This window comes from Isoptericola sp. NPDC057653 (genome assembly GCF_042799955.1).
Taxonomy (GTDB): domain Bacteria; phylum Actinomycetota; class Actinomycetes; order Actinomycetales; family Cellulomonadaceae; genus Isoptericola.
The window spans coordinates 336,968-363,710 of record NZ_JBHVHP010000004.1 but is presented as its reverse complement, the minus strand read 5'-3'; the positions used below and the strand labels follow the sequence as shown (position 1 = coordinate 363,710).

The window sequence follows — 26,743 nt, the reverse complement described above, 5'->3', positions numbered from 1 at the left end:
TGGCGGACGGCCCGCAGGCTCGCCGCGCGAGGGGCGGTGCGCTCACTTCACCGCCCCGGCGGTGACGCCGCGGGTGAGGGTGCGCTGGAAGAGCAGGAAGAAGACGAGCGCCGGGACCAGGGACACGAGGGCCCCGGCGTTGGTCGTGGGGGCGTCCATCATCCGGTCGCCCTGCAGCGACGCCAGCGCGATCGGGATCGTCTGGGTGTCGTGCGTCGTGAGCATGACCAGGGGAATGAAGAACTCGTTCCAGGTCCAGATGAAGAAGAAGATCATCAGCACCATGAGGGTGGGCCGCACGATCGGGAACACCACCTGCCACAGGATGCGCCAGCGCCCGGCGCCGTCGAGCGCGGCGGCCTCGAGCAGCGCGGGCGGGAAGGTGCCGAGCACCGAGGCGAGCAGGTAGGTGCCGAAGGCCGACTGGATCACCGTGAAGATGATGATCACCGACCACTGCGAGTTGGACAGCCCCACCTGCCGCGCCATGTCGAACAGGGGGTAGATCAGCGCCTCCTGCGGCAGCATGTTCGCGAGCAGGAAGAGCAGCACGATCCCCATCCGGCCCCGGATGCGGCCGACGCCGATCGCGTACGCGTTGAGCAGCGAGAGCACGCACCCGGCCACCGCCACCACGGCGGAGATGAAGAACGAGTTCCACAGCTTCACGGGGAACTCCGTGCGCTGCCAGAAGTTCACGAGGCCGTCGAGGTAGAGGCCGCTCGGGAGGCTGAGCGGGCCGTGCTGCGTGTAGTCCTCGGGCGACTTGAACGCGTTGAGCAGCATGACGAGCAGCGGCGCGAGCACGAGCAGCGCGACGACGACCGCCCCCGCCAGCACGAACCAGCGCGCCGCGCCACGCCGGTGGCGCCCGCCCTCCGGCCGGCGCGGCGCGTCGGTCCGCGGACGGGCGGCCCGCGGGGTCTCGACGGTGGCGGCCATCAGCGCCCCACCTCCTCGGCCCGCTCGGCCCGCGCCTGCAGCGCGAGGATGACGACGGCCACCACCACGATCACCACCGTGAGCACGGTCGCGACGGCGGCGCCGTAGCCCACCCGCGACTTGTCGAAGAAGTTGAGGTACGAGTAGTAGCTCGGCACGAGCGTGGAGCTCTCCGGGCCGCCCCGCGTGAGGACGTAGATCGGGCCGAACACCTTGAGCGCCGCCACCGTGCAGGTGAGCGTGACGACGAACGTCTCCGGGCGGATCTGCGGGATCGTGATCGCGCGGAACCGCCGCCACCAGCCGGCGCCGTCCAGCTCGGCCGCCTCGTACAGCTCGGGGTCCACCCGCTGCAGCGCCGCCATGAAGATCACCACGGGGTAGCCGATCTGCACCCAGACGAGGACGAGCATGACGCTGGGCAGGGCCGTGCTCGGGTCGCCCAGCCAGTTGGGCGGGCTCGCGACGCCCCACGCGCGCAGGATCTCGTTCAGCGCGCCCGTCTGGGCGTTGAGGATCCAGTTCCACAGCACGCCCGCGACCGCGACCGGCAGGATCTGCGGCAGGTAGTACGTCGCCCGCAGGACGGCGGCGACCAGGCCGCCGAAGCGGCGGCCGAGGTAGTCGAACAGCACCGCCGCGAGGACCAGCCCGAGCGCCGTGGGCACCAGCACCATCGCGACGATCATCGCGATCGAGTTCTCGAACGACGTCCAGAAGGCGGCGTCGTGCCAGAGCTCGGCGTAGTTGTCGAACCCGACCCAGGTGAGCGGGGCGAGCCCGCCGCGCCAGGAGAACAGGCTGATGTAGACGTTGGTCACCAGGGGGTACCCGATGACGAGCACGAAGAGCACCGCGCCCGGCAGCAGGTAGACCAGGTAGGGCAGGGAGCCGCGGCGGCGGCCGCGCGCCCGCGTGCGGCCGGGCGCCGCGGCGGCGGCCGTGGTGGTGGCGGTCATGTCGTCACTCGCCCAGCAGGTCGGCCTTGCCGTCCGTGTAGGCCGAGCCGAGCCCGTCCAGCACCTGGTCCGGCGTCTTGGACTGGTTCACCAGCGACTGCAGCTGGCTGACGATGGTGTCGTAGTAGCCCGGCACCGGCCAGTCGGGGTAGAACGCCAGGCCGTCGTCGTCGAGGATGTCCTGGAAGTTCTGGGTGAGCTCGCGCGTCTTCTCGTCCGTGATGGTCGACGCGTCGCCCGCGACCGGCAGGCCGCCGGTCTGCGCCAGCACGTCCTGCACCTCCGGCCGCAGCGTGGTGTCGATGAACTCCTCGGCGAGCGACGGCGAGTCCGCGTTGGTCGGCACCACCCACAGGTTGCCGGACGAGCCGACCTGCAGCGTGTTGCCGGGGAAGTTGAACTGGCCCCAGTCGTCCTTCATCTCGGCCGTGACGCGGCCGAACCACCAGGAGCCGGAGACCATCATCGGGTAGTCGCCCTTCATGAAGGCGACGCCCATGTCCTCGGCCGTGAGGCCCGCGGAGTCGGAGGCGACGTAGCCGTCCTTGATCCACCGGTCGAGCTTCTCGGTGGCGGCCGTCAGCTCCGGGCCGTGGAAGTCCACGTCGCCGTCGAAGAGCTGGTACCGGTCGACGAGGTCGCGGTCCGCGTTCGCGAGCACGAGCTCGTACCAGAGCTGGCCCATCGGGTACTCGGCCCCGGCCTCGGCGAGCGGCGTGACGCCGTCGTCCTTGAACGCCTTCATGACCTGCTCGAGCTCGTCGAGGGTGGTCGGCACCTCGAGGCCGGCCTTCTCGAACATCTGCTTGTTGTAGTAGACGCCCACGAACTCGCCGTAGTTGGGCACCCCGTACCAGTCGCCGGACCCCATGAGCCCGTTCTCGTCGTAGCGCGCGGTGGTCTGCAGCGAGCCGGACAGCTTGTCGGCCCAGCCGTTCTTCTCCGCGGCGTCGGTGAGCGGCGCGATCAGCCCCTGGGCGGCGAGCTGCCCCGCGGTCGCGTTGCCCTTGTTGTACTCCATGACGTCGGGCACGTCGTCGCCGGTGAGCACGATCTTGGCGTTCTTCTGGATCTGCTCGAACGTCTGCTTCTCGACGTCCACCGTGACGTCGGGGTGCTCGTCCTCGAAGATCTCGATGGCCTTGGCCCAGGCCTGGCCCATGGCCGAGTCGTCGTTCTCGTAGTGCCAGATGGTCAGGGTCGTGTCGTCGGTGTCGCCACCGCCGGAGGCCCCGCCCCCGCCTCCGCCGCCGCCGACGCAGGCGGTCAGCGTCAAGGTCGACGCGGCGATCAGGGCGATCGCCCGGGCGGTGCGCGCGCGGTCCAGCATGGGGTCCTCCTCGTCGAGTCCAGCGCCGCGGCGGCCGTGGTCGTCCCCGCCGCGGGAGGCGCCGACGATCCGTCGATGGATCATCGAAGCGCTTCGACGGCGAGTATTGCCCCCGGGTCCGACAGGCGTCAAGGCGGCCGGGACGGGACCGGCGGCCGCGGGCGCCCCTCGCGGGGCAGGACGCCGTCGAAGCGATTCGTCCCGCGCGCACTACGCTCTCCCCCATGGGCGACCTCCCCGCGACGACGCACGTCCTGCACGACGACCGCAGCGCCACCCGGTGGGTCGAGGCGTACCCCGTGGGCAACGGCCACCGCGGCGCCGTGTGCGCCGGCCGGGCGGGGGTCGAGCACCTGTGGGTCAACGACGGGACGGCCTGGTCGGGACCGCCCCCGACGGACCCGCTCGCCGGGGCCCGCGCGCGCGGCCCCGCGCACCTCGACCGCGTCCGCGCGGCGGTCGCCGCCGGGGACGTCCGCGCCGCGGAGGCGCTGCTCGCCGAGACCCAGACGCCCTGGGCGCAGGCGTACCTGCCCCTCGCCGAGATCGACGTCGAGGTCGCGCCGGCCGACGACGCCGGGACCACGCCCCCGCGCGTCCGTGGCGTCGCACGGCGCGAGCTGGACCTGCGCACCGGCGTGGCCACCCACACGTGGCGGCACCCGGTCGCCGGCGTCGTCGTCCACGAGAGCTGGGCCGACGCCGGCGGCGGCGCGCTGGTGCACGCCGTGCGCGCCGAGCGACCCGTGCGCCTCACCGTCCGCGTCGAGAGCCTGCTCCGCGCCGCGGCGCCGGACCACGCCCCCGAGCCCGCGGGGCCCGCCGCCCTGGTCCGCGCCGTCGACCTGCCGGTCGACGTCCCGCCGTCCCACCACCCCGAGGGCGAGCTCCGCTACGACGCCGACCGCGGCCGCACCGGCCTGGTCGCCGTCGTCGCCCCCGCGGACCCGGGCGCCGCCGTCGCCGACGGCGCGCTGCGCACCGGCGCCGCGCGCACCCACGTGCTCCTCGTCGCGACGGCGACCACGGACCCGCCCGGCGAGCCCGGGGCCGCGCCGGCCGCCGAGCGGCTCGCGGCACAGCTCGCCGCGGCTCCGCCCGCGCAGGACGACGCCGACGCCCTCCGCGAGCGCCTGCGCGCCGCGCACGTCGCCGAGCACGCGCGCGTCTACGGGCGGGTGCACCTGGACCTGCCGACTCCCGCCGGGGCGGCCGACCTGCCGACCGCCCGCCGGATCCGCGCCGCCGCGGACCGCCCGGACCCGGGGCTCGCCGCGCTCGCGTTCCACCACGGGCGCTACCTGCTGCTGTCGTCGTCGCGCCCGGGCGGCCTCCCGGCCACCCTCCAGGGCATCTGGAACCCGTGGCTGCCCGGCCCGTGGAGCAGCGCCTACACCCTCAACATCAACCTGCAGATGGCGTACTGGGCCGCCGGCACCACCGGCCTGGCGGAGTGCCACGAGCCGCTGCTCGACTTCGTGCGCCGCCTGGCCGCGGGGCCGGGGGCCGACGTGGCGCGGGAGCTCTACGGCGCCGCGGGGTGGGTGGCGCACCACAACTCCGACGCCTGGGGGCACGCCGCGTCGGTGGGCCACGGGCGGGGCGACGCGCAGTGGTCCGCGTGGGCGCTCGGCGGCACGTGGCTCGCGCAGCACGTCGTGGAGCACCACCGGTTCACCGGCGACGACGCCGCCCTGCGCGCCGCGTGGCCGGCGCTGCGCGGGGCGGGCGAGTTCGCGCTCGACTGGGTGCAGACGGCCGGCGACGGCGACCTCGCGCGCGCCTGGACCAGCCCGTCGACCTCACCGGAGAACCGGTACGTCGCGCCCGACGGCGACCCGGCGGCCGTGACGACCAACGCGGCGATGGACGTGGCGCTCCTGCGCGCCCTGGCCGACGGGTGCCGGGAGGCGGCCGTCGCCCTCGGCGCCGACGACGCCGACGAGCCGTGGCTCGCGCGCCTCGAGCAGGTCGTCGCGGCCCTCCCCGACCCCGCCGTCGGGTCCCGCGGCGAGCTCCTCGAGTGGGGCCGGGAGCTGGCGGAGGCGGAGCCCGAGCACCGGCACCTCTCCCACCTCGTCGGCCTGTACCCCCTGGACTCCCTCGACCCGACCACCACCCCCGACCTGGCGCGCGCCGCGGCCCGCAGCCTGGAGCTGCGCGGCCGCGAGTCGACCGGCTGGTCGCTCGCCTGGCGCATCGCGCTCTGGGCCCGGCTGGGGGCGGGCGACCGCGCCCACGACCAGGTGCTCCTGTCCCTGCGCCCGGCCGACGACTCCGACGGCCGGCACCGCGGCGGCCTGTACCCCAACCTGTTCAGCGCCCACCCACCGTTCCAGATCGACGGGAACCTGGGCCTCACGGCGGGCGTCGCCGAGATGCTGCTGCAGTCGCACCGGCGCGCCGACGGGCGCGTCCGCCTGGACCTGCTGCCCGCGCTGCCGGCGGCCTGGCCCGACGGCGAGGTGACCGGCCTGCGCGCCCGCGGCGGCGCGGAGGTCGACGTCGCCTGGCGCGACGGCGCGGCCTCGGCCGTCGTGCTCCGGGCGCCCGCGGACCGCGCCGTGGAGGTGGTCGTGCGCCAGGGGGCGCCCGCGGCCGGCGACACGGTGGCCGACGACACCCCCGCCGCCGTCGTCGCGCTCGCCGCGGGCGCTACCGTGATCCTCGACCTGACCCGCGACCTGCCGGTCGCGGGTCCTTCCGTCTCGCACGCACCCAGGAGCTAGCCGTGGCCACCATCGAGGACGTCGCCAAGGCGGCGGGAGTCTCGGCGTCGACCGTCTCGTACGTCCTCTCGGGCAAGCGGTCCATCTCCGCCCCCACGCGCCGGCGGGTCGAGCAGGCGATCGCCACGCTGGGCTACCGCCCGCACGCCGGGGCGCGCGCGCTCGCCTCCGCGCGGACGGAGGTCATCGGGCTCATGATCCCGTTGCGCACGGGCATCGACGTGCCGGTGATCATGCAGTTCGCGGGGGGCGTCGTGACCCGGGCCCGCGAGCACGCCCACGACGTGCTGCTGCTGACGCAGGACGACCTCGAGGGCCTGGAGCGCGCGACGAACGGCTCCATGGTCGACGCCCTCGTGGTGATGGACGTCGAGGCCGACGACGCGCGCATCCCCATCCTCACCCGCTCCCGGCAGCCGTCCGTGCTGGTGGGGCTGCCGCGGGACGCGTCGGGGCTGTCGTGCGTGGACCTCGACTTCGAGGCCGCCGGCCGCCTCGCCGCGCAGCACCTCGCCGAGCTCGGGCACCGCCAGGTGGCGATGCTCGGCGCACCGCCGGAGGTCGTGGACCGGCACACGTCGTACGTCGACCGCGTGATGCGCGGGTTCGCCGAGGCGGCGCCCGAACGCGGCCTGGACGCGAAGGTCGTCGCCTGCCCCGGCGCCCCGGCCGAGGTCGCGCGGGTCGTCGACGAGCTCCTCGCCGAGGCGCCCGGCACGACGGGCCTGTTCGTGCACAACGAGCGGGCGCTGCCGCACGTCCTCAGCCGCCTGGGCGACGCCGGCCGGTCCGTCCCCGACGACGTCTCGGTGATCGCGCTGTGCCCCGAGGACGTCGCGCTCGCGCAGCGGGTGCCGATGACCGCCATCGACCTGCCGGCGTCGACGATCGGCAGCCTCGCCGTGGACATCGTCATGGCCCGGCTCGACGACGGCCTGGGCGCCGAGACGCGCCTGCTGTCCCCCGTGCTGACCACCCGCGGGAGCACCGCCCGCCGCTAGCCGGAGGCGTCGCGACCCCGCCGCTCCCCGGCCGGCGGAAGTCCTGTCCGACCCGTCCGGATCGCCGGACACCATTGCGTCACCCCTCGTGAGGGTGGTATCAATTCGAAGCGCTTCGACGCGGTAGCCACCTGGCGGCCGCCGAGCGCGAGACCCATCACGAGGGAGTGACAGGTGAGCCTCACCCAGGGAGCGCCGCTGCTCGACGGCGCCGCCAGCGCAGCACCGGCACGCGATCGGCCCCGGGCGGCCGACGACGAGGAGGGGCCGCGGCGCCCGAGCGCCCCCCGCCGGGCGGGCAAGAAGCCGTCGCGGAGGATGTTCCTCGTCATCCTGCCGTTCCTGCTGCTCGTGCTGGTGTTCTCGTACCTGCCGCTGGCCGGCTGGGCCACGGCGTTCTTCGACTACCGGCCCGCGCTCGGCCTGTCGGGCAGCGAGTTCGTCGGCCTGCAGTGGTTCCGGATGCTCGTCTCCTCCCCCACGCAGCTCCAGCAGATCGGGCAGGTCATGGCGAACACGCTCGCCATGAGCTTCCTCGGGATCGCGACCTCGCTGCTGCCGGTCTTCTTCGCGATGCTCCTCAACGAGATCCGGGCCCCCTGGTTCAAGAACGCGGTGCAGACCCTCACGACGCTCCCGAACTTCATCTCGTGGGTGCTCGTCTACATGATCGCGTTCTCCCTGTTCTCCACCTCGGGCCTCGTGAACTCGGTGCTGAACGACTGGGGCCTCATCACCACCCCGATCAAGTTCCTCGACACGGGCGAGCACGTCTGGCTCACGATGCTGCTCTGGAGCCTGTGGAAGGGCCTCGGGTGGGGCGCGATCATGTATCTCGCCGCCATCACGTCGATCGACCCGGCGCTGTACGAGTCGGCCCGCATCGACGGCGCCGGCCGGTTCCAGCTCATGCGGTACATCACCTTCCCGCAGCTGATGCCCACCTATGTGGTCCTGCTCGTGCTGTCCATCGCGAACATGCTCAACAACGGGATGGAGCAGTACTACGTGTTCCAGAACGCCTTCAACAAGGAGCACATCCAGGTGCTGGACCTGTACGTCTACAACATCGGCATCACCGGCAACAGCCTGTCGATGGCCACGGCGCTCGGCATGCTGAAGAGCGTCATCTCCGTCCTGCTGCTCGTCACGGCCAACGCGATCGCCAAGCGTGCCCGCGGCACGTCGATCATCTGACCGGGGAGGACCGGACATGTCGATCACCAGCCCCGCCCTGCGGCGCACGCGGGGGGACGTCCCCTTCGCCGTCGTGAACTACGCCGGGTTCCTGCTCTTCGCGCTCCTGTGCGCCTACCCGTTCTACTTCCTCATCATCAACTCGATCAGCGCCAACGACGTCAGCGCCCTCGGCGACGTCCGGCTGTGGCCCGAGGGGCTGCACCTGTCGAACTACACCCAGATCCTGCAGCTGAACGGCCTCACCGCGGCCACGATCGTGTCGGTCGCGCGGACCGTGATCGGCACGGCGTGCACGGTGCTGGCCTCGGCGTTCCTCGGCTTCATGTTCACTCAGGAACGGATGTGGAAGCGCTCCCTCTGGTACCGCCTCGTCATCTTCACCATGTACTTCAGCGCGGGACTCATCCCGATGTACATCACGATGAAGACGCTGGGGCTCACCAACTCGTTCTGGGTCTACATCCTCCCGGTCGTCGTGCAGCCGTTCAACATCATCCTCGTCAAGACGTACGTGGAGTCGATGCCCCGCTCGCTGCAGGAGGCGGCCGAGATCGACGGCGCCGGCACGATCCGGGTCTTCTTCCGCATCATCCTGCCGAACATGACGCCGATCCTCGCCACGGTGGCGATCTTCACGGCGGTGGCGCAGTGGAACTCGTTCCAGGACACGCTCCTGTACATCACGGACCAGAAGCTCTACTCGCTGCAGTACCTGCTCTACACGTACACGAACCAGGCGAACAGCCTGGCGCAGGCGGCGCAGAACGCCCAAGGAAACCTCGGGGCCATCGCGTCGGCCGCCACCACGCAGACGCCGACGTCGATCCGCATGACGGTCGCGGTGCTCGTGGTGCTGCCGATCATCTTCATCTACCCGCTGTTCCAGCGGTATTTCGTCAAGGGAATCATGCTCGGCGCGGTCAAGGGCTGACCGTGTCTCATCGCGCACGAAGGGGTGTCATGAAACTCAGGAGATCCGTCGCCATGGTGGTGGTCCCGATCCTCGGGGCGCTGTCGCTGGCGGCCTGCACGGCCGCCGGCTCCGACGACGACACGTCCGGCCCGGTCAGCATCGACCAGGACTGGTCGAAGGCGGACCCGATCACCGTCGACGTCTACGACGGCCTGGCCAACTACATGGGGATCCAGGGCGGCTGGTTCGGCAAGATCGTCAAGGACAAGTTCAACATGGAGCTCAACATCATCGCCCCCAACGTCGCGGGCGGCGGTGACACCCTCTACAACACCCGCGTCTCGGGCGGCGAGCTGGGCGACCTCGTCGTCGTCGACAAGGGCAAGCAGCTGGACGAGCTCGTCGAGGGCGGCCTGCTGCTGGACGCCTCCGACTACTACGGGTCGATGAAGAACGTCGCGACCTACGACCCCGCGGTCCAGCACCTCAACGACGGGAAGGACGGCGTCTACGGCTTCCCGACGTCGGTCTCGTCCCTCAAGCCGACCGAGTCGTCCGAGGGCATCGACCCGACGTTCGGCCCGTACCTGCGCTGGGACCTGTACGGCGACGCGGGCTACCCGGAGATCGGCACCCTCGAGGACCTCCTGCCGGTGCTGAAGACGATGCAGGACGCGTACCCCAAGACCGAGGACGGCAAGCCCGTCCACGCCATCTCGCTCTTCAAGGACTGGGACGGCAACATGATGGTCACGGCGAAGCAGCCGGCGACCCTCTACGGGTACGACGAGATGGGCTTCGTCCTGGCGAAGGCGGACGGCTCCGACTACCAGAGCATCGTCGACTCGGACTCGCAGTACGTCCGGGCCCTGAAGTTCTACTTCGACGCCAACCAGCTCGGCCTGGTGGACCCGGAGTCGACCACGCAGAACTACGACACGATGTTCTCGAAGTACCAGAACGGCCAGGTGCTCCTCTCGTGGTGGCCGTGGCTGGGCCAGTCCGCCTACAACACCGAGCAGAACATGGCGGACGGCAAGGGCTTCGAGCTGGTCCCGATGGCCGACCAGCGGATCTTCTCCTACGGCGCCGAGGTCTACGGCGGCAAGCAGATCATCGGCATCGGGTCGAAGGCGGAGGACCCGGCCCGCCTGGCCGCGTTCGTCGACTGGCTGTACTCGCCCGAGGGCGTCCTCGCCAGCGCGTCGGAGACGCAGGGCGCCGCCGGCCCCGAGGGCCTCACCTGGGAGAAGGACGACGACGGCGCCCCCGTGCTCACCGACTTCGGCACGAAGGCGATCCTCGAGGGCGGCGCCGACGTGCCCGCCGAGTGGGGCGGCGGCGCGTACAAGGACGGCGTCTCGACGCTCAACGTCTCCACCGTGCTGCCGATCGACGAGAACCCCGACACCGGCTTCCCGTACAGCTACAAGTACTGGCCGAGCTACCAGAAGACGACCAGCAACAAGCTCACCGACGACTGGTCGTCCCGGATGGGCGACGCGACGTCGACCATGGAGTACCTGCAGAAGAACGACCAGGTCGTCGTGGCGCCGGGGTCGAGCTTCACCGCCCCCGCGGACGGCTCGGAGATCGAGGCGATCCGCAGCCAGGCCAAGGCCGCCATCATCGAGGGCTCCTGGAAGATGGTCTTCGCCAAGGACCAGGCGGAGTTCGACTCCCTCCTGGCGGGGATGCAGAAGACGGTCGACGGGCTCGGCTACGCCAAGGTCCTCGAGTTCGACATGGCGAACGCGAAGGCGCAGAACGACGCCCGCGTCGGCGTCGCGAAGGAGTTCGGGTGACGCCCACCCGGTGACGGGTGAGGGTGACCCGTGACGGTCCCCCACCGCACGGCGAAGGGCTCGGGCGCAGCGCCCGAGCCCTTCGTCGTCCCCGCCGCGCGGGTCGTCACTGCCCGGAGTGCGGGCTCACCGGCTCGAGCTCGGACGGGTGGGCCTGCCGGCGGCGGAACACGCCGTGCAGCACGAGGGCGCAGACGTACGCCCCGAACGAGAAGCCGATCGTGCCGGCGAGGAACAGCGTCTGGGGCAGGACGTACGCGACGCAGGCCGCCCCCACCGGGATCAGCACCAGGCCCAGCGTGCGCGCCGGCTCGGCCAGGGGCAGCAGCAGCGCGTTGCGCAGCGTGCCCCGCAGCGGCGCGTCGAACCAGGCCACGAGCGCGAGGCCGTACAGCAGCGCCGCGAGCAGGTACCCGGCGCCGAGCAGGGCGAGCGACCCGGCCACCGCGCTGAGCACGCTGCTCATCGAGAGCCAGAAGACGCCGCTGAACACCAGCATCGCCGCCGGGACCCCCAGCGCCACCAGCACCGCCGTGCCACGCCAGGCGTTGCGGCGCAGGGCGACGACGAACCCGCGCACCAGGTGGCCGCGCTCGTCGTCGGCGTACCGCAGCGTCACCTCGAGCAGCGCGGACGTGGCCGCCCCGACGGTCACCACCGGCAGGCACGCCGCGAGGTACAGGACGTTGAGCACCACGAACAGGATGAACGTGGTCAGCCCCTGCACCCCGCGGCCGTCCGGGTCGATCCTCACCGCGCGGACCCCCCGGCCGTCGCCCCGACGACGAGGCGGGCCCGGGCCGGCAGGTCGACGCTCGACGGACCGGCCGCGACGAGGTACTCCCCGGCCCGGACCCGGAGGTCCCCGTCGAGCATCCCCTCGGTCCCGCCCTGGGTCCACAGGGCCAGGCGCGCGACGTCGAACGGGACGTCGACCGTCGCCTCCTCGCCGGGGGCGAGCCGCACACGCCGGTACCCGAGGAGCAGCCGGACCGGCGCCTCCCCCTCCACCGCCGGGCCGCCGAGCGAGTAGACCTGCACCAGCTCCTCGGCCGGCCGCGCGCCCACGTTGCGCACCGTGACGCGCGCGGTGATCGCGCCCGCGTCCGCGCCGGCCGGCTGGAGCGGCGCGTGGTCGCGGGTCGGCGCCGGCGCGGGCACCACGGTGCTCGACAGGTCCAGGCCGGCGTACTCGACCTCCGCGTACGTCAGGCCGTGGCCGAACGCGAAGGCGGGCGTGCCGGCGCGGCCCGCCGGGAGGTGGCGATAGGTGACCTGCTGGCGGCGGGTGTCGTAGTCGAAGAGGCCGCCCGCCTGCTCCGGCCGGGCGGGCCAGGTCTGGGCGAGGCGGCCGGCCGGTTCGACCGCACCGGTCAGCACGTCGGCCAGCCCGTGCCCGAGCTCCTGACCGCCGTGGCTGCTCCACACGACCGTGGCGGCGTCCTCGGCCCCGGGCCCGAGCACGTACGGGTAGCTCGACACGACCGCGAGGACGGCGCGCGGGTTGGCGCCGGAGGCCGCGCGCCACACCTCGACCGCGGCCTCCGGGAGCAGCAGGTGCGGGCGGTCCTGCGTCTCCCGGCCGCCCAGGTGCGGGTCGTTGCCGACCGCCACGACGACGGCGTCGCAGCGCGCCGCGACCTCGGCGACGCGCGCGAGCCCCGACTCCAGCATCCGCGGCACGAAGCGGGCCGCGTCCTCGGGCGTCCGGCCCTCGGCGCACAGCACGCCGGTGCCGCGCTGCACCCGCACCCAGCGCCCGGACCCCAGGTGCAGCAGCGACCAGGAGCCGTCCGCGTGCACCAGCCGGCGGAAGCTCTCCTGCACCTCCCAGCCGCCCACCCGGTCGGCGTCCGCGCGCAGCGGCCAGGCGGCCCCGGTGAGCAGCCGCCCCGACGCCCCCGAGCGGAGCGTCAGCACGCCGTCGCCCCAGTCGGTCACCTCGAGGCGCGTGCCCTTCCCCGCCTCCGCGGCGGACGCCGCGACCCTCGCCCCGTCCTCGGACACCGCGACGTAGGTACCGGTGCCCGCCACGCGCAGCGCGACCACGTCGGCCCCGGTCGCCACCTCCACCCGGTCCGCGCCGAGCGCGTCGCGCAGGCCGCCGGCCGGGGTGACGGCGTACGGCGGCGTGCCCGAGTACCAGTCCGTCAGGACGTCGTCGGCGAGCGGCCCGACGACGGCGACCGAGCCCGGCGCGGCCAGCGGCAGCACGCCGGCGTCGTTGCGGAGCACGACGACGGCGCGGCCCGCCGCCTCCCGGGCCAGCCGGCGGTGCTCGGGCGGGTCGATCTCGCCGTGGTCGGCGTACGGGTCGTGCTCCCCGTCCAGCTCGCCGGTGCGCACCCGGAGCTCGAGCATGCGCAGCACGGCCCGGTCGACGTCCTCCATGGTGAGCAGCCCGCGGGCGAGCGCCTCCTCGATGCGACGCACCGTGGGGCCGCGGTCGGCGTCGTCGTCCGTGAACGAGTCGACGCCGGCCCGCACCATCGCCGCGTCGCCGGCCGCCCGGTCCGCCGCCGCCTGCTGCAGCGTCACGAGGAACGCGGGCGCCGCCGCGTCCGAGACGAGGGCGACCGACCCGGCCGCCCACGACCGCAGCTCGTCGAACAGCTCCGCCTGCAGGTGCGCGGGCACCCCGTTGACCTGGTTGTACGACGGCATCACGGCGCCCGCGACCCCCGCCTCGACCGGGCCGCGGAAGGCGGGCAGCTCCTCCTCGTGCAGGGTGCGCGGGGTGAGGTTCGAGCTGGTGGACGACCGGTCCGTCTCGTTGTTGTACGCGAGGAAGTGCTTGAGGGTCGGGACGGTCGCCCAGACGCGGGGATGGTCCCCGCGCAGGCCCTGGGCGTACGCCGTCGCGAGGTGCGCGGTGAGGTGCGGGTCCTCCGAGAACCCCTCCTCGTTGCGACCCCAGCCCGGGTGCCGCAGCGTGTTCACCACCGGCGCCCACACGTTGAGGCTCACCGACGGGTCGGCCCGGTGCTTCGCGCGCACCTCGGCCGCCACCGCCTCGCCGACGCGACGCAACAGGCCGGTGTCCCAGGTGGCCGCGAGGCCCACGGGCTGCGGGAAGACGGTCGCGCGGCCGAGCCACGCCACCCCGTGCAGCGCCTCGCAGCCGGTGTGGAACGGGGCCAGGCCGAGCCGCTCCACGGCGGGGGCGTGCTGGTGGAGCATCGCGACCCGCTCGTCCGGCTCGAGCCGGGACAGCAGGTCGCGGGCGCGCTCGGGCGCGGGCAGGCGGTGGTCACGGAAGGCAGGCACGTCCACGGGTCCTCCTCGGGGTGCCGCGGCGGTGCGGCACGGGCGGGCGCGTTCGGTGTCGACTGGATGTCGAAGCGCTTCGACCCACGCTAGCGACACCGGCCCCGCAGAGCAAAGAACCCTTCGAGCATGCGATCCGTCGCGCCATCCCGGTGGATGGCGCGACGGATCGCGTGCTCGAAGGGTTCTGCGGGGGCCGCTCGTCAGGCGACCGGCGCGCCGCCGCGAAGCACGCGGCGCACGCGCAGGTCGCCGTCCGTCTCGACGACGTCGGCGCGGCGGCCGACCACGAGGCCGCCGACGTCCGTGAGGCCGAGCACGCGCGCGGGCACCCACGACGCCGAGCGGACGGCGTCGACCAGCGGGACGCCCGCGGCGACGGTGGAGCGCACGACGTCGACCAGGTGCGCGGTGCCGCCCGCGATCGAGCCGCCCTCGGGCGAGTCCGGGTCGGCGAGCCGGGCGACGCCGTCCTTCACGGTGACCGCCATCGGCCCCAGCTCGTACGAGCCGTCCGCCATGCCGGCCGCCGCCATCGCGTCGGTGACCAGCACGACCTGGTCGGCGCCGACCGTCTCGACCACGCTGCGCACGGTGGCCGGCGCCAGGTGCACGCCGTCCGCGACGAGCTCGACGACCAGGTCGCCGCGGGCGGCCGCCGCCAGGCACGCGGCGATCGGGCCCGGCGCGCGGTGGTGCAGCGGGCGCATGCCGTTGAAGAGGTGGGTCGCCGTCATCTCCCGCTCGGGCGCCTCGTCGGCGGCGGCCAGCGCGGCGAGGCCCGCGGCGACCTGCGCGACGAGCGCCTCGGCCTGCTCGGTGGTGGCGTCCGTGTGGCCCAGCGACGGCACGACGCCGGCCTCGACCAGCGCCTCGGCCACCCCTCCGGGGCCGGTCACCCCGTCGACCTCCGGGGCGACCGTCATCGTCCGCAGGTGCCCGCGCGCGGCCTCGACGAGGTCGCGGACCAGCCCGGTGTCTCCGGGCACGAGGTCGTCGGGGCTCTGGGCGCCGCGGCGCTCGTGGGACAGGAACGGACCCTCGGCGTGGATGCCCGCGATCTCCCCCGCCTCGGCGAGCCCGGCGAGCATCGCCGCCTGCGCCAGGAGCGCGTCCCGGCCGGCCGTGACCAGCGAGGCGAGCATCGTGGTGGTGCCGTGCCGCCGGTGCTCCAGCACCGCGACCATCGCCTCCTGCGCGCTGGCCGCGTCGGGGAAGCCGACGCCTCCGCCGCCGTGGTCGTGCAGGTCCACGAGCCCGGGCAGCAGCACCGTCTCCGGGTCCGGGGCGGGCGCCGCCGCGACGGCCGCGGCCACCGCGGGGTCGGCGTGCTCGGCCGCCGCCGCGGGGCCGACCCATCGGACGACGCCGTCGGCCACGACGACCGCACCGTCGTCGACGACGTCGTGCGGGGTCACGACCCGACCGCGCAGCACGACCAGCTCGCCGGGCACGGGGACAGGGGCCGGGGAGGTCGCATCACTCATGCGCCACATCCTGCCGCACCCCTCCCGAGTTGCGAAACCTTCCTGACAAACCCGGTCAGAAGAGGCGGGAGTCGACGTCGTCGACGCCGCGCATCGCGTCGTAGTCGAGGATCAGGCACTCGATCCCACGGTCCGTGGCGAGCACGCGGGCCTGCGGCTTGATCTCCTGGGCGGCGAACACGCCGCGCACCGGGGCCAGCAGGGGGTCGCGGTTCATCAGCTCGAGGTACCGGGTCAGCTGCTCGACGCCGTCGATGTCGCCGCGGCGCTTGATCTCGACCGCCACCGCTCCCCCGCCGCCGTCGCGGGCGAGGATGTCGACCGGGCCGATCGCGGTCATGTACTCGCGGCGCACCAGGGTGTGCCCGGTGCCCAGGCGGTCGATCTGCGCGGCGAGGAGCTCCTGCAGGTGCGCCTCGACGCCGTCCTTCACCAGGCCGGGGTCGATGCCGAGGTCGTGGGCGGAGTCGTGCTCCACCTCGTGCAGCTCGATCTCGAGGCGGTCGTCCGACTTCTGGTGCTGCACCGTCCAGACCTGGGTGACGCCGCGCTCGCGCGCCTCGTCGTCCGGGTCGGCGACCGAGGTCGCGCACGGCGGGCTCATCCAGTTCAGCGGCTTGTACGAGCCGCCGTCGGAGTGCAGCAGCACGCTGCCGTCCGCCTTGACGACGAGCAGCCGCGTGGCGAGCGGCAGGTGGGCGGTGAGCCGGCCGGTGTACCGGGCCGAGCAGCGGGCGACGACGAGACGCACGGTCCCCCTCTTCGTTCGTGGCAGGTGCTGTGGCGGTGCTCTACAGGACCAGGTCGCGGCGCCCGGGAGGCGCGGACTCGAGCCAGGAGGCCAGGCCGGCGTACGCGCCGGACGACATCAGCAGCTCGAAGTCGGTGCCGTCGTAACGGCAGCGCACCAGCACCTGGTCGGGCTGGCCGGCCTGGTCGAGCGGGGCCCGGCCGGTGATCGACAGGCGGTCACGGTGCCAGACCCGCGCGGGGCGCGGGGCCAGGGACCAGCCGCGCCACCAGTCGATACGGCCCACGGCGTAGTGGGCGATCCCCACCATCCACGCGGCCTGCGGGTCGTCCGCGGGCCGGGCGTGGCAGGGGAAGGAGCCGACCCTCCGGGAGAGGGTCCGCAGGCGGGAGGCACCGGCGGCGAGCACCAGTCCGAGCGCGACGACGATCCCGATCGCGACCCAGACGACGTACGCCACCGGCACCTGCCTCAGCGGAGCGCCGGCTCGCGGCCGGACAGCTCCGAGACCTCGTCCACGACGATCGTGACGAGGTTTCCGTCGACGGAGACGAAGCCGCCGGTCACGTGCGCCTCGACCGCCGTCCCGTGGGCCGTCGACACCTTGACCGTGCCAGGCCGCAGCACCGCGAGGAGCGGGGCGTGGCCGGCGAGGATGCCGACCTGGCCGTCGACGGACGGGGCGCTGACCTCGCGCGCCGCGCCGGACCAGACCTTGCGGTCGGCCGCGACGAGGTCCACGTTCAGCTCTGCCATCTCCATGTCCTCTTTCCGATCGTGCGGGGTTCGTCATGAGTCGCGTCGTCCCGCCGGGAGGGCGGGCCCCCCGGCGGGACGACGCGGCGGGACGAGACCGTCAGGCCCCGTACTCCTTCTGGATCCGGGCCCAGTTCTCCTCGAGCATCTCGAGGCCACCGATGTTGTAGAACGCCTGCTCGGCGATGTGGTCGAACTCGCCCTCGGCGATCTTCTTGAACGCCTCGATGGTCTCGCTCAGCGGCACGGTGGAACCTTCCACGCCGGTGAACTTCTTCGCCATGTAGGTGTTCTGGGAGAGGAACTGCTGGATGCGGCGCGCACGCGCGACGACCGTCTTGTCCTCCTCCGAGAGCTCGTCCACACCGAGGATCGCGATGATGTCCTGGAGCTCCTTGTTGCGCTGCAGGATCGACTTCACCTGCGTCGCCACGTCGTAGTGCTCCTGGCCCACGTAGCGCGGGTCGAGGATGCGCGACGTCGAGGTCAGCGGGTCGATCGCCGGGTACAGACCCTTCGACGCGATCTCGCGGGAGAGCTCGGTCGTCGCGTCCAGGTGGGCGAACGTGGTCGCCGGCGCCGGGTCGGTGTAGTCGTCCGCCGGCACGTAGATCGCCTGCAGCGAGGTGATCGAGTGACCGCGCGTCGAGGTGATGCGCTCCTGGAGGAGGCCCATCTCGTCGGCGAGGTTCGGCTGGTAGCCCACCGCGGACGGCATGCGGCCCAGCAGCGTCGACACCTCGGAGCCGGCCTGCGTGAACCGGAAGATGTTGTCGATGAAGAGCAGCACGTCCTGCTTGCGCACGTCGCGGAAGTACTCCGCCATCGTGAGCGCCGACAGGGCGACGCGCAGACGCGTGCCCGGCGGCTCGTCCATCTGGCCGAAGACCAGGGCCGTCTTGTCGAAGACGCCGGCCTCCTCCATCTCGGCGATGAGGTCGTTGCCCTCACGGGTGCGCTCGCCGACGCCGGCGAACACGGAGACACCGCCGTGGTCCTGCGCGACGCGCTGGATCATCTCCTGGATGAGGACCGTCTTGCCGACGCCCGCACCACCGAAGAGACCGATCTTCCCGCCCTGGACGTACGGGGTGAGGAGGTCGATCGACTTGATGCCGGTCTCGAACATCTCGGTCTTCGACTCGAGCTGGTCGAAGGCCGGGGGCTTGCGGTGGATCGGCCAGCGCTCGGTGACCTCGAGCTTCTCACCCTCGGCGAGGTTGAGGACGTCGCCGGTCACGTTGAAGACCTTGCCCTTGGTGATGTCGCCGACCGGCACGCTGATGGGCGAACCGGTGTCGGTGACGACGGCGCCGCGCACGAGGCCGTCCGTCGGCTTGAGCGCGATGGCGCGGACCAGGCCGTCGCCGAGGTGCTGGGCGACCTCGAGCATGAGGGCGAAGGACTTCTCGCCCTCGCCCTGGCTCGACAGGTCGATGTCGACCGTCAGGGCGTTGTAGATGTCGGGGATCGCGTCCTCGGGGAACTCGATGTCGACGACGGGGCCGATCACGCGCGCGACACGGCCCACGCCGGGTCCGCTCTGGTGCTCGACCGGGGCTTCCACGGTGGTGGCGGTCATTGCTTGCCTCGCTTCGAAAGGAACGTTGCGGATGTCAGTACGGTCGTCAGAGCCGGCTCGGCTGAAGCCGTGGCCGGCGTCATGACGCCGCGAGGGCGTCGGCACCCGAGACGATCTCGCTGATCTCCTGGGTGATGTCCGCCTGGCGGGCCTGGTTCGCCAGGCGCGTGTAGGTGCGGATCAGGTCCTCGGCGTTGTCCGTCGCCGTGTGCATCGCCCGCTGGCGCGCGGCCAGCTCGGACGCCGCGGCGTCGAGCATGAAGCTGAAGATGCGGCTGCGGACGTAGCGCGGCAGGAGCGCGTCGAGGACGCTCTCCGGCGACGGCTCGAAGTCGTACAGCGGGAACGCGTCGTGCTCACCGGGCACGGCCACGCCCTCGACGACCTCGAGCGGGAGCATGCGCACCACGCGCGGCCGCTGCGTGACCATGTTGACGAACTGCGTGTACACCACGTGCAGCTCGCCGACGCCACCCTCGGCCGCCGGGGCGAGGAACGCCCCGAGCAGCCCGTCGGCGATCTCGCCGGCGACGTCCGAGTCCGGGCTGTCCGACCCGTACGACCACTGCCCCGCGAGCTCGCGCCCGCGGTAGCGGTAGTACGACACGGCGCGACGGCCGGCCGCGTACAGGTCGACGACCTTCCCGTCCTCCTGCAGCTGCGTCACGAGCCGCTCCGCCTCGCGGATGATCGACGCCGAGTAGGCGCCGGCCATGCCGCGGTCGGACGCGATCACGAGGACCGCGACGCGGTTCGTGTCGTGCCGCTCGCTGGTGAGCGGGTGCTTGGTCGACGTGTGCGTCGCCACGGCCGACACCGCGCGGGTGATCGCCCGCTCGTACGGTGCCGCCGCAGCGGTCCGCGCGCGCGCCTTGCCGATGCGGGAGGCCGCGATCAGCTCCTGCGCGCGGAACATCTTCTTCAGCGACTGCGTCGACTTGATCCGCTGCTTGTAGATGCGCTGGGATCCACCGGCCATGCTCAGGCCTTCTTCTGCACGACGAGCTGCTCCTGCTCGACGTCGGTGGACTCGTCGCCGGCGTCGCCGCCGACGAGCGGGGTGCCGTCGGCCTTGAGGAAGCCGTTGCGGACGTCCTCGACGGCCGCGGCCAGCGCGTCCTCCGTGTCCTGCTCGAGCTTGCCGGTCTCGGCGATCGTGGAGAGCACCGAGGTGTGCCGACGCAGGTGGTCGAGCATCTCGGACTCGAACCGCTTGACGTCCTCGACGGGGACGTCGTCCAGCTTGCCCTTGGTGCCGGCCCAGACGGACGCGACCTGGTCCTCGACCGGGTACGGCGTGTACTGGGGCTGCTTGAGCAGCTCCATGAGCACCGCGCCACGGGCGAGCTGACCGCGGGAGGCCGCGTCGAGGTCGGACGCGAACATCGCGAACGCCTCGAGCGAGCGGTACTGCGCCAGCTCGAGCTTCAGCGTGCCGGAGACCTTCTTCATCGCCTTGATCTGCGCGTCACCACCGACTCGGGAGACGGAGATGCCGACGTCGACCGCCGGGCGCTGGTCGGCGTTGAAGAGGTCCGACTGCAGGAAGATCTGGCCGTCGGTGATGGAGATGACGTTGGTCGGGATGTACGCCGACACGTCGTTCGCCTTCGTCTCGATGATCGGCAGACCGGTCATCGAGCCCGCGCCCAGCTCGTCCGAGAGCTTCGCGCAACGCTCGAGCAGGCGGGAGTGCAGGTAGAAGACGTCACCGGGGTACGCCTCGCGGCCCGGCGGGCGGCGCAGCAGCAGCGACACGGCACGGTAGGCCTCGGCCTGCTTCGACAGGTCGTCGAAGATGACCAGCACGTGCTTGCCCTGGTACATCCAGTGCTGGCCGATGGCCGAGCCGGTGTACGGGGCGATGTACTTGAAGCCCGCGGGGTCGGACGCCGGAGCCGCGACGATCGTCGTGTACTCGAGCGCGCCGGCCTCCTCGAGGGCGCCGCGCACGGAGGCGATCGTCGAGCCCTTCTGGCCGACGGCGACGTAGATGCAGCGGACCTGCTTCTCCGGGTCGCCCGACTCCCAGTTGGCCTTCTGGTTGATGATCGTGTCGATCGCGATCGCGGTCTTGCCGGTCTGCCGGTCGCCGATGATCAGCTGGCGCTGACCGCGGCCGATCGGGATCATCGAGTCGATCGCCTTCATGCCGGTCTGCAGCGGCTCGTGCACCGACTTGCGCTGCATGACGCCGGGAGCCTGGAGCTCGAGGGCGCGGCGGCCCTCGCTCTCGATCTCGCCCAGACCGTCGATCGGGTTGCCCAGCGGGTCCACGACGCGGCCGAGGTAGCCCTCGCCCACGGGGACGGACAGGACCTCGCCGGTACGGCGGACCTCCTGCCCCTCCTCGATGCCCGTGAACTCGCCGAGGACGACGACGCCGATCTCCCGGACGTCCAGGTTCAGGGCGAGGCCGAGCGTGCCGTCCTCGAAGCGCAGCAGCTCGTTCGCCATCGCGCCGGGGAGGCCCTCGACGTAGGCGATGCCGTCGGCGGCGACGGTGACGCGGCCGACCTCCTCGCTGACCGCGCCCTCGGGCTCGTACGACTTCACGAAGCTGTCCAGAGCGGCGCGGATCTCCTCCGGCCGGATCGTCAGCTCAGCCATTGCTCTCTCCTGTCGTGGCCGCGACTCGCGCGGCCTCACGTTCTGCGTAGCCGACCGGGGGCCGGCGCTGGGCCTTGGAAGGGTTAGCCGGCCAGCCGGCGACGGGCGTCGGCCAGGCGGGACAGCACGGTGGAGTCGACGACGTCCGCGCCGACCTGGATGCGCAGGCCACCGATCACGGTCGCGTCGACCGTGACGTTGAGCTGCACGGCACGCCCGTAGGCCCGCTCGAGCAGACCGGCGAGCCGGTCCTGCTGGGACTGGCTGAGCACGCTGCCGCTGGTGACCGTGGCCACGAGGCGACGGCGGCGCTCGGCCGCGATCTCGCCGTACCACAGCAGCGTCGCCACGAAGCGACGGCCGCGGAGGGTCGTGGTGGCCCGGCGGGCGAGCGCCAGCGTCACGACGTCCACCTTGCCCGTGAGCAGGGTGTCGACGAGAGCCGCGCGACGCCCGGGGTCGGTCGAGCTGTCCGAGAGCACCTGCCGCGCCTCGCGCTGGCCGACCAGGGCCCGCGTCAGCCGGAACAGCTCGTCCTCGACGGTCTCGAGCGCGTCCCGCGCCTCGGCGGACGCCAGCAGGGCGTCGAGCCCGAGGCGCTCCACGGCGTCCACGAGGTCCTTGTCGCCGGCCCAGCGCGACCGCGCCAGACCGGTGACGAGGTCCACGACCCGCTCGTCGAAGCCGCCGGCCAGCACGCGGCCGGCGAGAGCCGCACGGTCCTCGGCGTCGCGCGACGGGTCGGCGAGCGACCGGCGCAGCGGCCCGGAGGAGTCCAGGGCGTCGACGACGACGAACAGCTGCTCGCCGAGCGTCTGCGCGTCGGCCCCCGCGGACCGCAGGACCGGCTCGAACCGCTCCTGTGCCGCGCCGAGGGATGCTCCGCTGGTGCCCCGCATCAGCCCTCCTTGCCGACCGGCGCCGGCTCGCCCGCAGCCTCGAGCTCGTCGAGGAAGCGGTCGACGACGCGCGACTGGCGCGCGGAGTCCTGCAGCGACTCACCGACGATCTTCGACGCCAGCTCCGTGGCCAGCTCGCCGACCTCGGTGCGCAGCGAGACCGCCGCCGTCTGGCGCTCGGCCTCGATCTGGCGGTGCGCCGTCTCGACGATGCGCGCGGCCTCGTCGTGCGCCTTGGTGCGCAGCTCCGCGACGATGGCGGTGCCCTCGGCACGCGCCTCCTCACGGGTCTTCGCGGCGTCCGCACGAGCGTCGGCCAGCTGCTGGTGGTACTCCGCCAGCGCGGCCGCGGCCTCTTCCTGAGCCTGCTCCGCCTTGGCGATGCCACCCTCGATCTTCGCGGTGCGCTCGTCCAGCACGGCCTGGAACTTGGGCAGGACGTACCGGTAGAACACGATCCCGACGATGATCACGATGATCAGCGACCACACGATGTCGTACGTGTGCGGCAGCAGGATGTTCTGCTCGGTCCCCTCGGCGGCGAGAACCGCCGGCGCGGGGGTGTTCAGGGAAGAGGTCATCATCACGGAACGATGAAGCCGGCCACCAGGCCGAGGAGCGCGAGCACCTCGACGAAGGCGATACCGATGAACATCGTGGTACGGAGCTGGCCCGAGACCTCGGGCTGGCGAGCCATGCCCTCGATCGTCTTGCCGATGAGGATGCCGAGGCCGATGCCCGGGCCGACCGCCGCGAGGCCGTAACCGACGGTGCCGATGTTTCCGGTGACCTCGGCGAGGGTGGTGACGTCCACTGGGTTTCCTTCCGTTGGGCGCCGGGCCTCGGGTGGCCCGGCGTCTCTTTGTGGGTGCAGGTGGTGAGCTGGTGTCCGGCTCAGGCCGGGTACCGCGTGACGGTCAGTGCTCCGCCTCGACGGACATGTTGAGGTAGACGGCGGTGAGGATCGCGAAGACGTAGGCCTGCAGGGCCGCCACGAAGACCTCGAAGAAGAAGAACGCCGCGCCCGCCACGAACGTGCCCGCGCCGAACAGCTTCATCGCGCCGGCGGAGTCGAAGAGGAAGAACGACGTCGCGGCGAAGCAGATCGCGAGCATGAGGTGCCCGGCGACCATGTTGGCCAGGAGTCGGATGACGAGCGTCGCGGGGCGCAGGACGAAGACCTGGAGCGCCTCGATCGGCACGAGCAGCACGTAGAGCGGCTTCGGCACGCCCGGCGGCAGCAGCGAGTTCTTGAGGAACCCGCCCACGCCGTGGGCCTTGACGCCCGCGCCCAGGTACATGACGTACGTCCACGCCGCCAGCACGATCGGCAGACCGATGACCGAGGTTCCCGCGATGTTGAGGAACGGGATCACGGCGGCGATGTTCATGACCAGGACGGTGCAGAAGATCGTCGCGAGCAGCTTGAAGTACTTGCGACCGTTCTCCTGGCCGAGGACCTCGATCGCGATCGAGTTCCGCACGAAGTCGAGGACCATCTCGACGCCGTTCTGGAACCGGCCGGGCACCAGGCGGGCGCGCCGCGCCGCGATGCAGAAGACCAGCAGCAGGACGGTGGCCATGATGACGCGGACCAGCATGATCCGGTTGAACTCGAAGGGGGTGCCCTCGAAGAAGATCGCCGGCGGGAAGAAGTCCGCGATCGTCGGCGCGTGGAACTCACCGTCACCTTCGGCGGCGAGCAGCAGGGGGATCGCTGGCGTAGACAGGGGGTTCTCCCGGAGGTCGTACGGTCCGGACGCTCCACCGCTGGGCGGGCACGCCATCGGACCTGGCCGTCATGGATTCGCGAACAGCCTACCGGATGTTCACAGGTGCTCCGACACCGCAGAGCAGATTTTCTGGCAAGATCACGCGGCTTGTGAAGAAGCGCACGATGTTGCCCTCGGCGACGGATCGTCGCCCGGCGCAAGCACCCTGGTCAGAGCAGCGCGGTCACGGCTGCACGTAGGGCACCCGCCCGGCGTTCACGGCCCGATAGTCCAGCAGCGCGGAGCCGATCGCTCCCACGGCGAGCACCGCGATGAGCACCCACGGGTCGTAGAACGTCGCACCCTTGAGCAGCGCGAGCAGCACGATGAGGACCACGATCTTGGCCACCCAGGCCCCCATGACGAACGCCGCCATGCGCGCCGGGCTCGAGCCGACGGTGCGCATCATCGACCAGATCGTCGTCGCGCAGAAGAACGCGGCGATCCCCGCGCCGACGAGCGCGCCCCACAGCCCGGGCAGCCCCGCGACCAGGAGGCCGATGCCACCGCCCAGCACCACCAGGGCGCCGACGAGCAGCAGCGTGTCCCGCAGCGCCACCCGCAGCACGGCGCGCTCCGCGGTGGTCGCGTGCTCCCCCGCGGCGGCGTCCGCTCCTGCGGCGTCCTGGGCGGGGTCGGGCGTCGGGCCGGAGGTGTCGGGCGTCGTCATCGCGGGCGTCCTTCGTGCGTCGTCAGGGTGGGCGCGACCGGGGTCGCGGGGGTCGGCGAGGAGGCCGTGGCCGGGGCGGCCGCGGGGTGCGCGGCCGGCGGCGCGACGGCCGGGTGGCTGCCGGTGGCCACGTCGTCGTCGAGGAAGCGGCCGCGCGTGCGCAGCGGGCCGAGGGTGAGCAGCAGCGCGACGACCACGGCGACGCCGAGCCCGACGAGCACGGCCCGCCAGTCCCACATCACCAGCGCGGCCGCGCCGAACGAGAACACGGCGGCCCACACGTACAGGATCAGCACCGCGCGGCGGTGGGAGTGCCCCAGCGCCAGCATGCGGTGGTGCAGGTGCATGCGGTCCGGGTGGAACGGCGACTTGCCCGCGGCGAGGCGGCGCACCACCGCCATCCCCATGTCCAGCAGCGGCAGCAGCACGACCGCCACCGGCAGCAGCAGGGGGATGAACAGCGGCACGCGCTGCGCGCCGGAGAGCGCGTCGCCGGTCGAGACCGCGTCGACGTTGCCGGTGATCGTGATCGCGGCGCCGGCGAACACGAGGCCCAGCACCATCGAGCCGGAGTCGCCCATGAAGATGTGCGACGGGAAGAAGTTGTGCGGCAGGAAGCCCAGGCACGCGCCCACCAGGACGGCCAGCATCAGGGTCGCGAGGTTCGCGTAGTTCTCCGGGGTGGCCTGCTGCGTGAGCCCGTACGTGTAGAGCAGGAAGGCGGCGCCGCCGATGGCCATCACCCCCGCGGCCAGGCCGTCCAGCCCGTCGACGAAGTTCACGGCGTTCATCGCCACCACGACCACGAGGATCGTGGCGAACAGCGACAGCCGGGACGACGTGATGAACAGCCCGTCCGGCGTCGGCAGCGACGTGAGCTGCACCTGCTGCCACGCCATGAAGCCCGCCGCGAGGGCCTGCCCCGCGAGCTTGGTCATCCAGTCCAGGTCCCACACGTCGTCGGCCCAGCCCAGCAGGCACACGATCGTCGCGCCGCCCACGATGCCCCACGCCTGCGGCCCGGTGGCGAACACCCCCGCGAGGAACGGCATCTGCGAGGCCAGGACGACCGCGACGACGATGCCGAGCAGCATCGCCAGGCCGCCCAGGCGGGGCGTGGGCCTCAGGTGCACGTCGCGGTCGCGGACCGCGGAGATCGCGCCGGTCCGGCGCGCGACCCACCGTGCGCCCGGGGTGGCGAGGTACGTCACCGCCGCCGAGACGAGCATCAGGAGCAGATAGGCCCTCACCCGGCCGGCTCCTCCGCGGGCGAGCCGGCGGGCTCGTCGGTGGTCGGGGCGGCGGCCTCGTCGGAGGCGTCCGGGGCGCTCGCGTCGACGGCGTCCACGGCGGGCTCGGGGGCCGCCTCCTCCGCCGCGTCGTCCGCCGTCCCGTCCGTCGCGTCGTCCTCGGGCTCGTCGACCTCGTCGACGCCCCGCACGGGGGCGACCTCGTTGAGCGCCTCGAGCGTGATGGCGCCCTGCCGCACGACGCGCAGCCGCGCGCCGGTCGCGTCCACGATGGTCGACGCGACGCCGCCGGGCGCGTCGCCACCGTCGAGGTAGGTGCTCACGGCGTCGCCGAGCTGGGCGCGCGCGTCGGCGACGTCGAGCGCGGCCGGGCTGCCGGAGGCGTTGGCGCTGGACACCGCGAGCGGGCCGGTGCGGCGCAGGAGGGCGAGCGCGGCGGGGTGGTCGGGCATGCGCAGCGCGACGGTGCCGTGCGTCTCCCCCAGGTCCCACTGCAGCGACGGCTGCGCCTGCAGGATGATCGTGAAGCCGCCGGGCCAGAAGGCCTCGACCAGCTTGCGCGCGTCGCCGGGGACCTCGGTGGCCAGGCCGTCGAGGGTGCGCACGTCGGGCACGAGCACCGGGGGCGGCATCTGCCTGCCGCGACCCTTGGCCGCGAGGAGGGCCGCGACGGCCTCCGCGTCGAAGGCGTCGGCGCCGATGCCGTAGACGGTGTCGGTCGGAAGCACCAGCAGGCCGCCTCGCGAGACCGTGTTCACCGCCTCGTCGATCGCAGGGCCCCAGGTGTTCGGGTCGGTGACGTCGTGCACGCTGCTCACGG

24 protein-coding genes are annotated in these 26,743 nt (G+C 72.6%); 5 read left to right on the top strand and 19 right to left on the bottom strand.

From position 1 onward, the window contains the following. Positions 1-42: 42 nt before the first annotated feature. The 3 genes from ACFU9A_RS21135 to ACFU9A_RS21125 are packed head-to-tail and all read right to left on the bottom strand — an operon-like array spanning position 43 to position 3,315. On the bottom strand, positions 43-942 hold the full coding sequence (locus ACFU9A_RS21135; protein WP_430577269.1) for a carbohydrate ABC transporter permease: 900 nt from the start codon (positions 940-942) through the stop codon (positions 43-45). Then, positions 942-1,901, bottom strand: a complete 960-nt coding sequence (locus ACFU9A_RS21130) for a carbohydrate ABC transporter permease (protein WP_430577268.1) — start codon at positions 1,899-1,901, stop codon at positions 942-944. The genes ACFU9A_RS21135 and ACFU9A_RS21130 overlap by 1 nt, the downstream gene beginning before the upstream one ends. A 4-nt stretch (positions 1,902-1,905) precedes the next feature. Beyond that, the gene (locus ACFU9A_RS21125) at positions 1,906-3,315 is read right to left on the bottom strand and encodes an ABC transporter substrate-binding protein (RefSeq protein ID WP_430577267.1); all 1,410 of its coding nucleotides are present in this window, start codon (positions 3,313-3,315) and stop codon (positions 1,906-1,908) included. Positions 3,316-3,455: 140 nt separating this feature from the next. On the opposite strand from ACFU9A_RS21125, the gene ACFU9A_RS21120 reads away from it, so the two are divergent. The 5 genes from ACFU9A_RS21120 (at position 3,456) to ACFU9A_RS21100 (ending at position 10,879) form a co-directional block, all read left to right on the top strand. Then, on the top strand, positions 3,456-5,960 hold the full coding sequence (locus ACFU9A_RS21120) for a glycoside hydrolase N-terminal domain-containing protein (protein WP_430577266.1): 2,505 nt from the start codon (positions 3,456-3,458) through the stop codon (positions 5,958-5,960). Positions 5,961-5,962: 2 nt separating this feature from the next. After that, positions 5,963-6,961 (top strand): LacI family DNA-binding transcriptional regulator, encoded by a 999-nt coding sequence (locus tag ACFU9A_RS21115; RefSeq protein WP_430577265.1) that lies wholly within the window; start codon positions 5,963-5,965, stop codon positions 6,959-6,961. Between the two features lie 174 nt (positions 6,962-7,135). Beyond that, positions 7,136-8,158: an ABC transporter permease gene (locus ACFU9A_RS21110; protein WP_430577264.1), complete on the top strand. Its 1,023-nt coding sequence runs from the start codon at positions 7,136-7,138 to the stop codon at positions 8,156-8,158. 16 nt (positions 8,159-8,174) lie between these two features. Further along, positions 8,175-9,092, top strand: coding sequence for a carbohydrate ABC transporter permease (locus tag ACFU9A_RS21105; protein WP_430577263.1), 918 nt, complete (start codon positions 8,175-8,177; stop codon positions 9,090-9,092). Between the two features lie 29 nt (positions 9,093-9,121). Beyond that, a complete protein-coding gene (locus tag ACFU9A_RS21100) occupies positions 9,122-10,879 on the top strand; it encodes an ABC transporter substrate-binding protein (protein WP_430577262.1) in 1,758 nt (585 codons plus the stop codon). A gap of 106 nt (positions 10,880-10,985) precedes the next feature. On the opposite strand, the gene ACFU9A_RS21095 is transcribed toward ACFU9A_RS21100, so the two are convergent. The 16 genes from ACFU9A_RS21095 to ACFU9A_RS21020 form a co-directional block, all read right to left on the bottom strand. Next, the gene (locus tag ACFU9A_RS21095; protein ID WP_430577261.1) at positions 10,986-11,633 is read right to left on the bottom strand and encodes a YesL family protein; all 648 of its coding nucleotides are present in this window, start codon (positions 11,631-11,633) and stop codon (positions 10,986-10,988) included. Continuing rightward, on the bottom strand, positions 11,630-14,152 hold the full coding sequence (locus ACFU9A_RS21090; RefSeq protein ID WP_430577260.1) for a beta-glucosidase: 2,523 nt from the start codon (positions 14,150-14,152) through the stop codon (positions 11,630-11,632). The genes ACFU9A_RS21095 and ACFU9A_RS21090 overlap by 4 nt, the downstream gene beginning before the upstream one ends. A gap of 197 nt (positions 14,153-14,349) precedes the next feature. Continuing rightward, entirely contained in the window at positions 14,350-15,633 is a 1,284-nt protein-coding gene (locus ACFU9A_RS21085) for an N-acetylglucosamine-6-phosphate deacetylase (protein WP_430577259.1), read from the bottom strand. A gap of 55 nt (positions 15,634-15,688) precedes the next feature. Beyond that, positions 15,689-16,384: an endonuclease NucS gene (gene nucS / locus ACFU9A_RS21080; protein WP_430577258.1), complete on the bottom strand. Its 696-nt coding sequence runs from the start codon at positions 16,382-16,384 to the stop codon at positions 15,689-15,691. Between the two features lie 40 nt (positions 16,385-16,424). Further along, complete coding sequence (locus ACFU9A_RS21075; protein ID WP_430577257.1) at positions 16,425-16,844, bottom strand: DUF2550 domain-containing protein; 420 nt, start codon at positions 16,842-16,844, stop codon at positions 16,425-16,427. An 11-nt stretch (positions 16,845-16,855) separates the two neighbouring features. Next, positions 16,856-17,140, bottom strand: coding sequence for a F0F1 ATP synthase subunit epsilon (locus ACFU9A_RS21070; protein WP_429735122.1), 285 nt, complete (start codon positions 17,138-17,140; stop codon positions 16,856-16,858). 100 nt (positions 17,141-17,240) lie between these two features. Beyond that, on the bottom strand, positions 17,241-18,722 hold the full coding sequence (atpD, locus tag ACFU9A_RS21065; RefSeq protein WP_430577256.1) for a F0F1 ATP synthase subunit beta: 1,482 nt from the start codon (positions 18,720-18,722) through the stop codon (positions 17,241-17,243). Between the two features lie 79 nt (positions 18,723-18,801). After that, on the bottom strand, positions 18,802-19,701 hold the full coding sequence (locus tag ACFU9A_RS21060; protein WP_430577255.1) for a F0F1 ATP synthase subunit gamma: 900 nt from the start codon (positions 19,699-19,701) through the stop codon (positions 18,802-18,804). A gap of 2 nt (positions 19,702-19,703) precedes the next feature. Continuing rightward, on the bottom strand, positions 19,704-21,332 hold the full coding sequence (gene atpA, locus ACFU9A_RS21055) for a F0F1 ATP synthase subunit alpha (protein ID WP_430577254.1): 1,629 nt from the start codon (positions 21,330-21,332) through the stop codon (positions 19,704-19,706). An 83-nt stretch (positions 21,333-21,415) separates the two neighbouring features. Beyond that, on the bottom strand, positions 21,416-22,231 hold the full coding sequence (locus ACFU9A_RS21050) for a F0F1 ATP synthase subunit delta (RefSeq protein ID WP_430577253.1): 816 nt from the start codon (positions 22,229-22,231) through the stop codon (positions 21,416-21,418). Continuing rightward, positions 22,231-22,812: a F0F1 ATP synthase subunit B gene (locus ACFU9A_RS21045; protein ID WP_430577252.1), complete on the bottom strand. Its 582-nt coding sequence runs from the start codon at positions 22,810-22,812 to the stop codon at positions 22,231-22,233. The genes ACFU9A_RS21050 and ACFU9A_RS21045 overlap by 1 nt, the downstream gene beginning before the upstream one ends. Positions 22,813-22,814: 2 nt before the next feature. Then, positions 22,815-23,045 carry an ATP synthase F0 subunit C gene (locus tag ACFU9A_RS21040; protein ID WP_079569652.1) on the bottom strand — a complete coding sequence of 77 codons (231 nt, stop codon included), beginning with the start codon at positions 23,043-23,045 and terminating at the stop codon, positions 22,815-22,817. Positions 23,046-23,148: 103 nt separating this feature from the next. Next, positions 23,149-24,018, bottom strand: a complete 870-nt coding sequence (gene atpB, locus ACFU9A_RS21035) for a F0F1 ATP synthase subunit A (protein ID WP_430577251.1) — start codon at positions 24,016-24,018, stop codon at positions 23,149-23,151. A 169-nt stretch (positions 24,019-24,187) separates the two neighbouring features. After that, positions 24,188-24,673: a hypothetical protein gene (locus ACFU9A_RS21030; RefSeq protein ID WP_430577250.1), complete on the bottom strand. Its 486-nt coding sequence runs from the start codon at positions 24,671-24,673 to the stop codon at positions 24,188-24,190. Further along, on the bottom strand, positions 24,670-25,923 hold the full coding sequence (locus ACFU9A_RS21025; protein ID WP_430577249.1) for a glycosyltransferase family 4 protein: 1,254 nt from the start codon (positions 25,921-25,923) through the stop codon (positions 24,670-24,672). The genes ACFU9A_RS21030 and ACFU9A_RS21025 overlap by 4 nt, the downstream gene beginning before the upstream one ends. Next, the gene (locus ACFU9A_RS21020; protein WP_430577248.1) at positions 25,920-26,741 is read right to left on the bottom strand and encodes an L-threonylcarbamoyladenylate synthase; all 822 of its coding nucleotides are present in this window, start codon (positions 26,739-26,741) and stop codon (positions 25,920-25,922) included. The genes ACFU9A_RS21025 and ACFU9A_RS21020 overlap by 4 nt, the downstream gene beginning before the upstream one ends. Positions 26,742-26,743 lie beyond the last annotated feature (2 nt).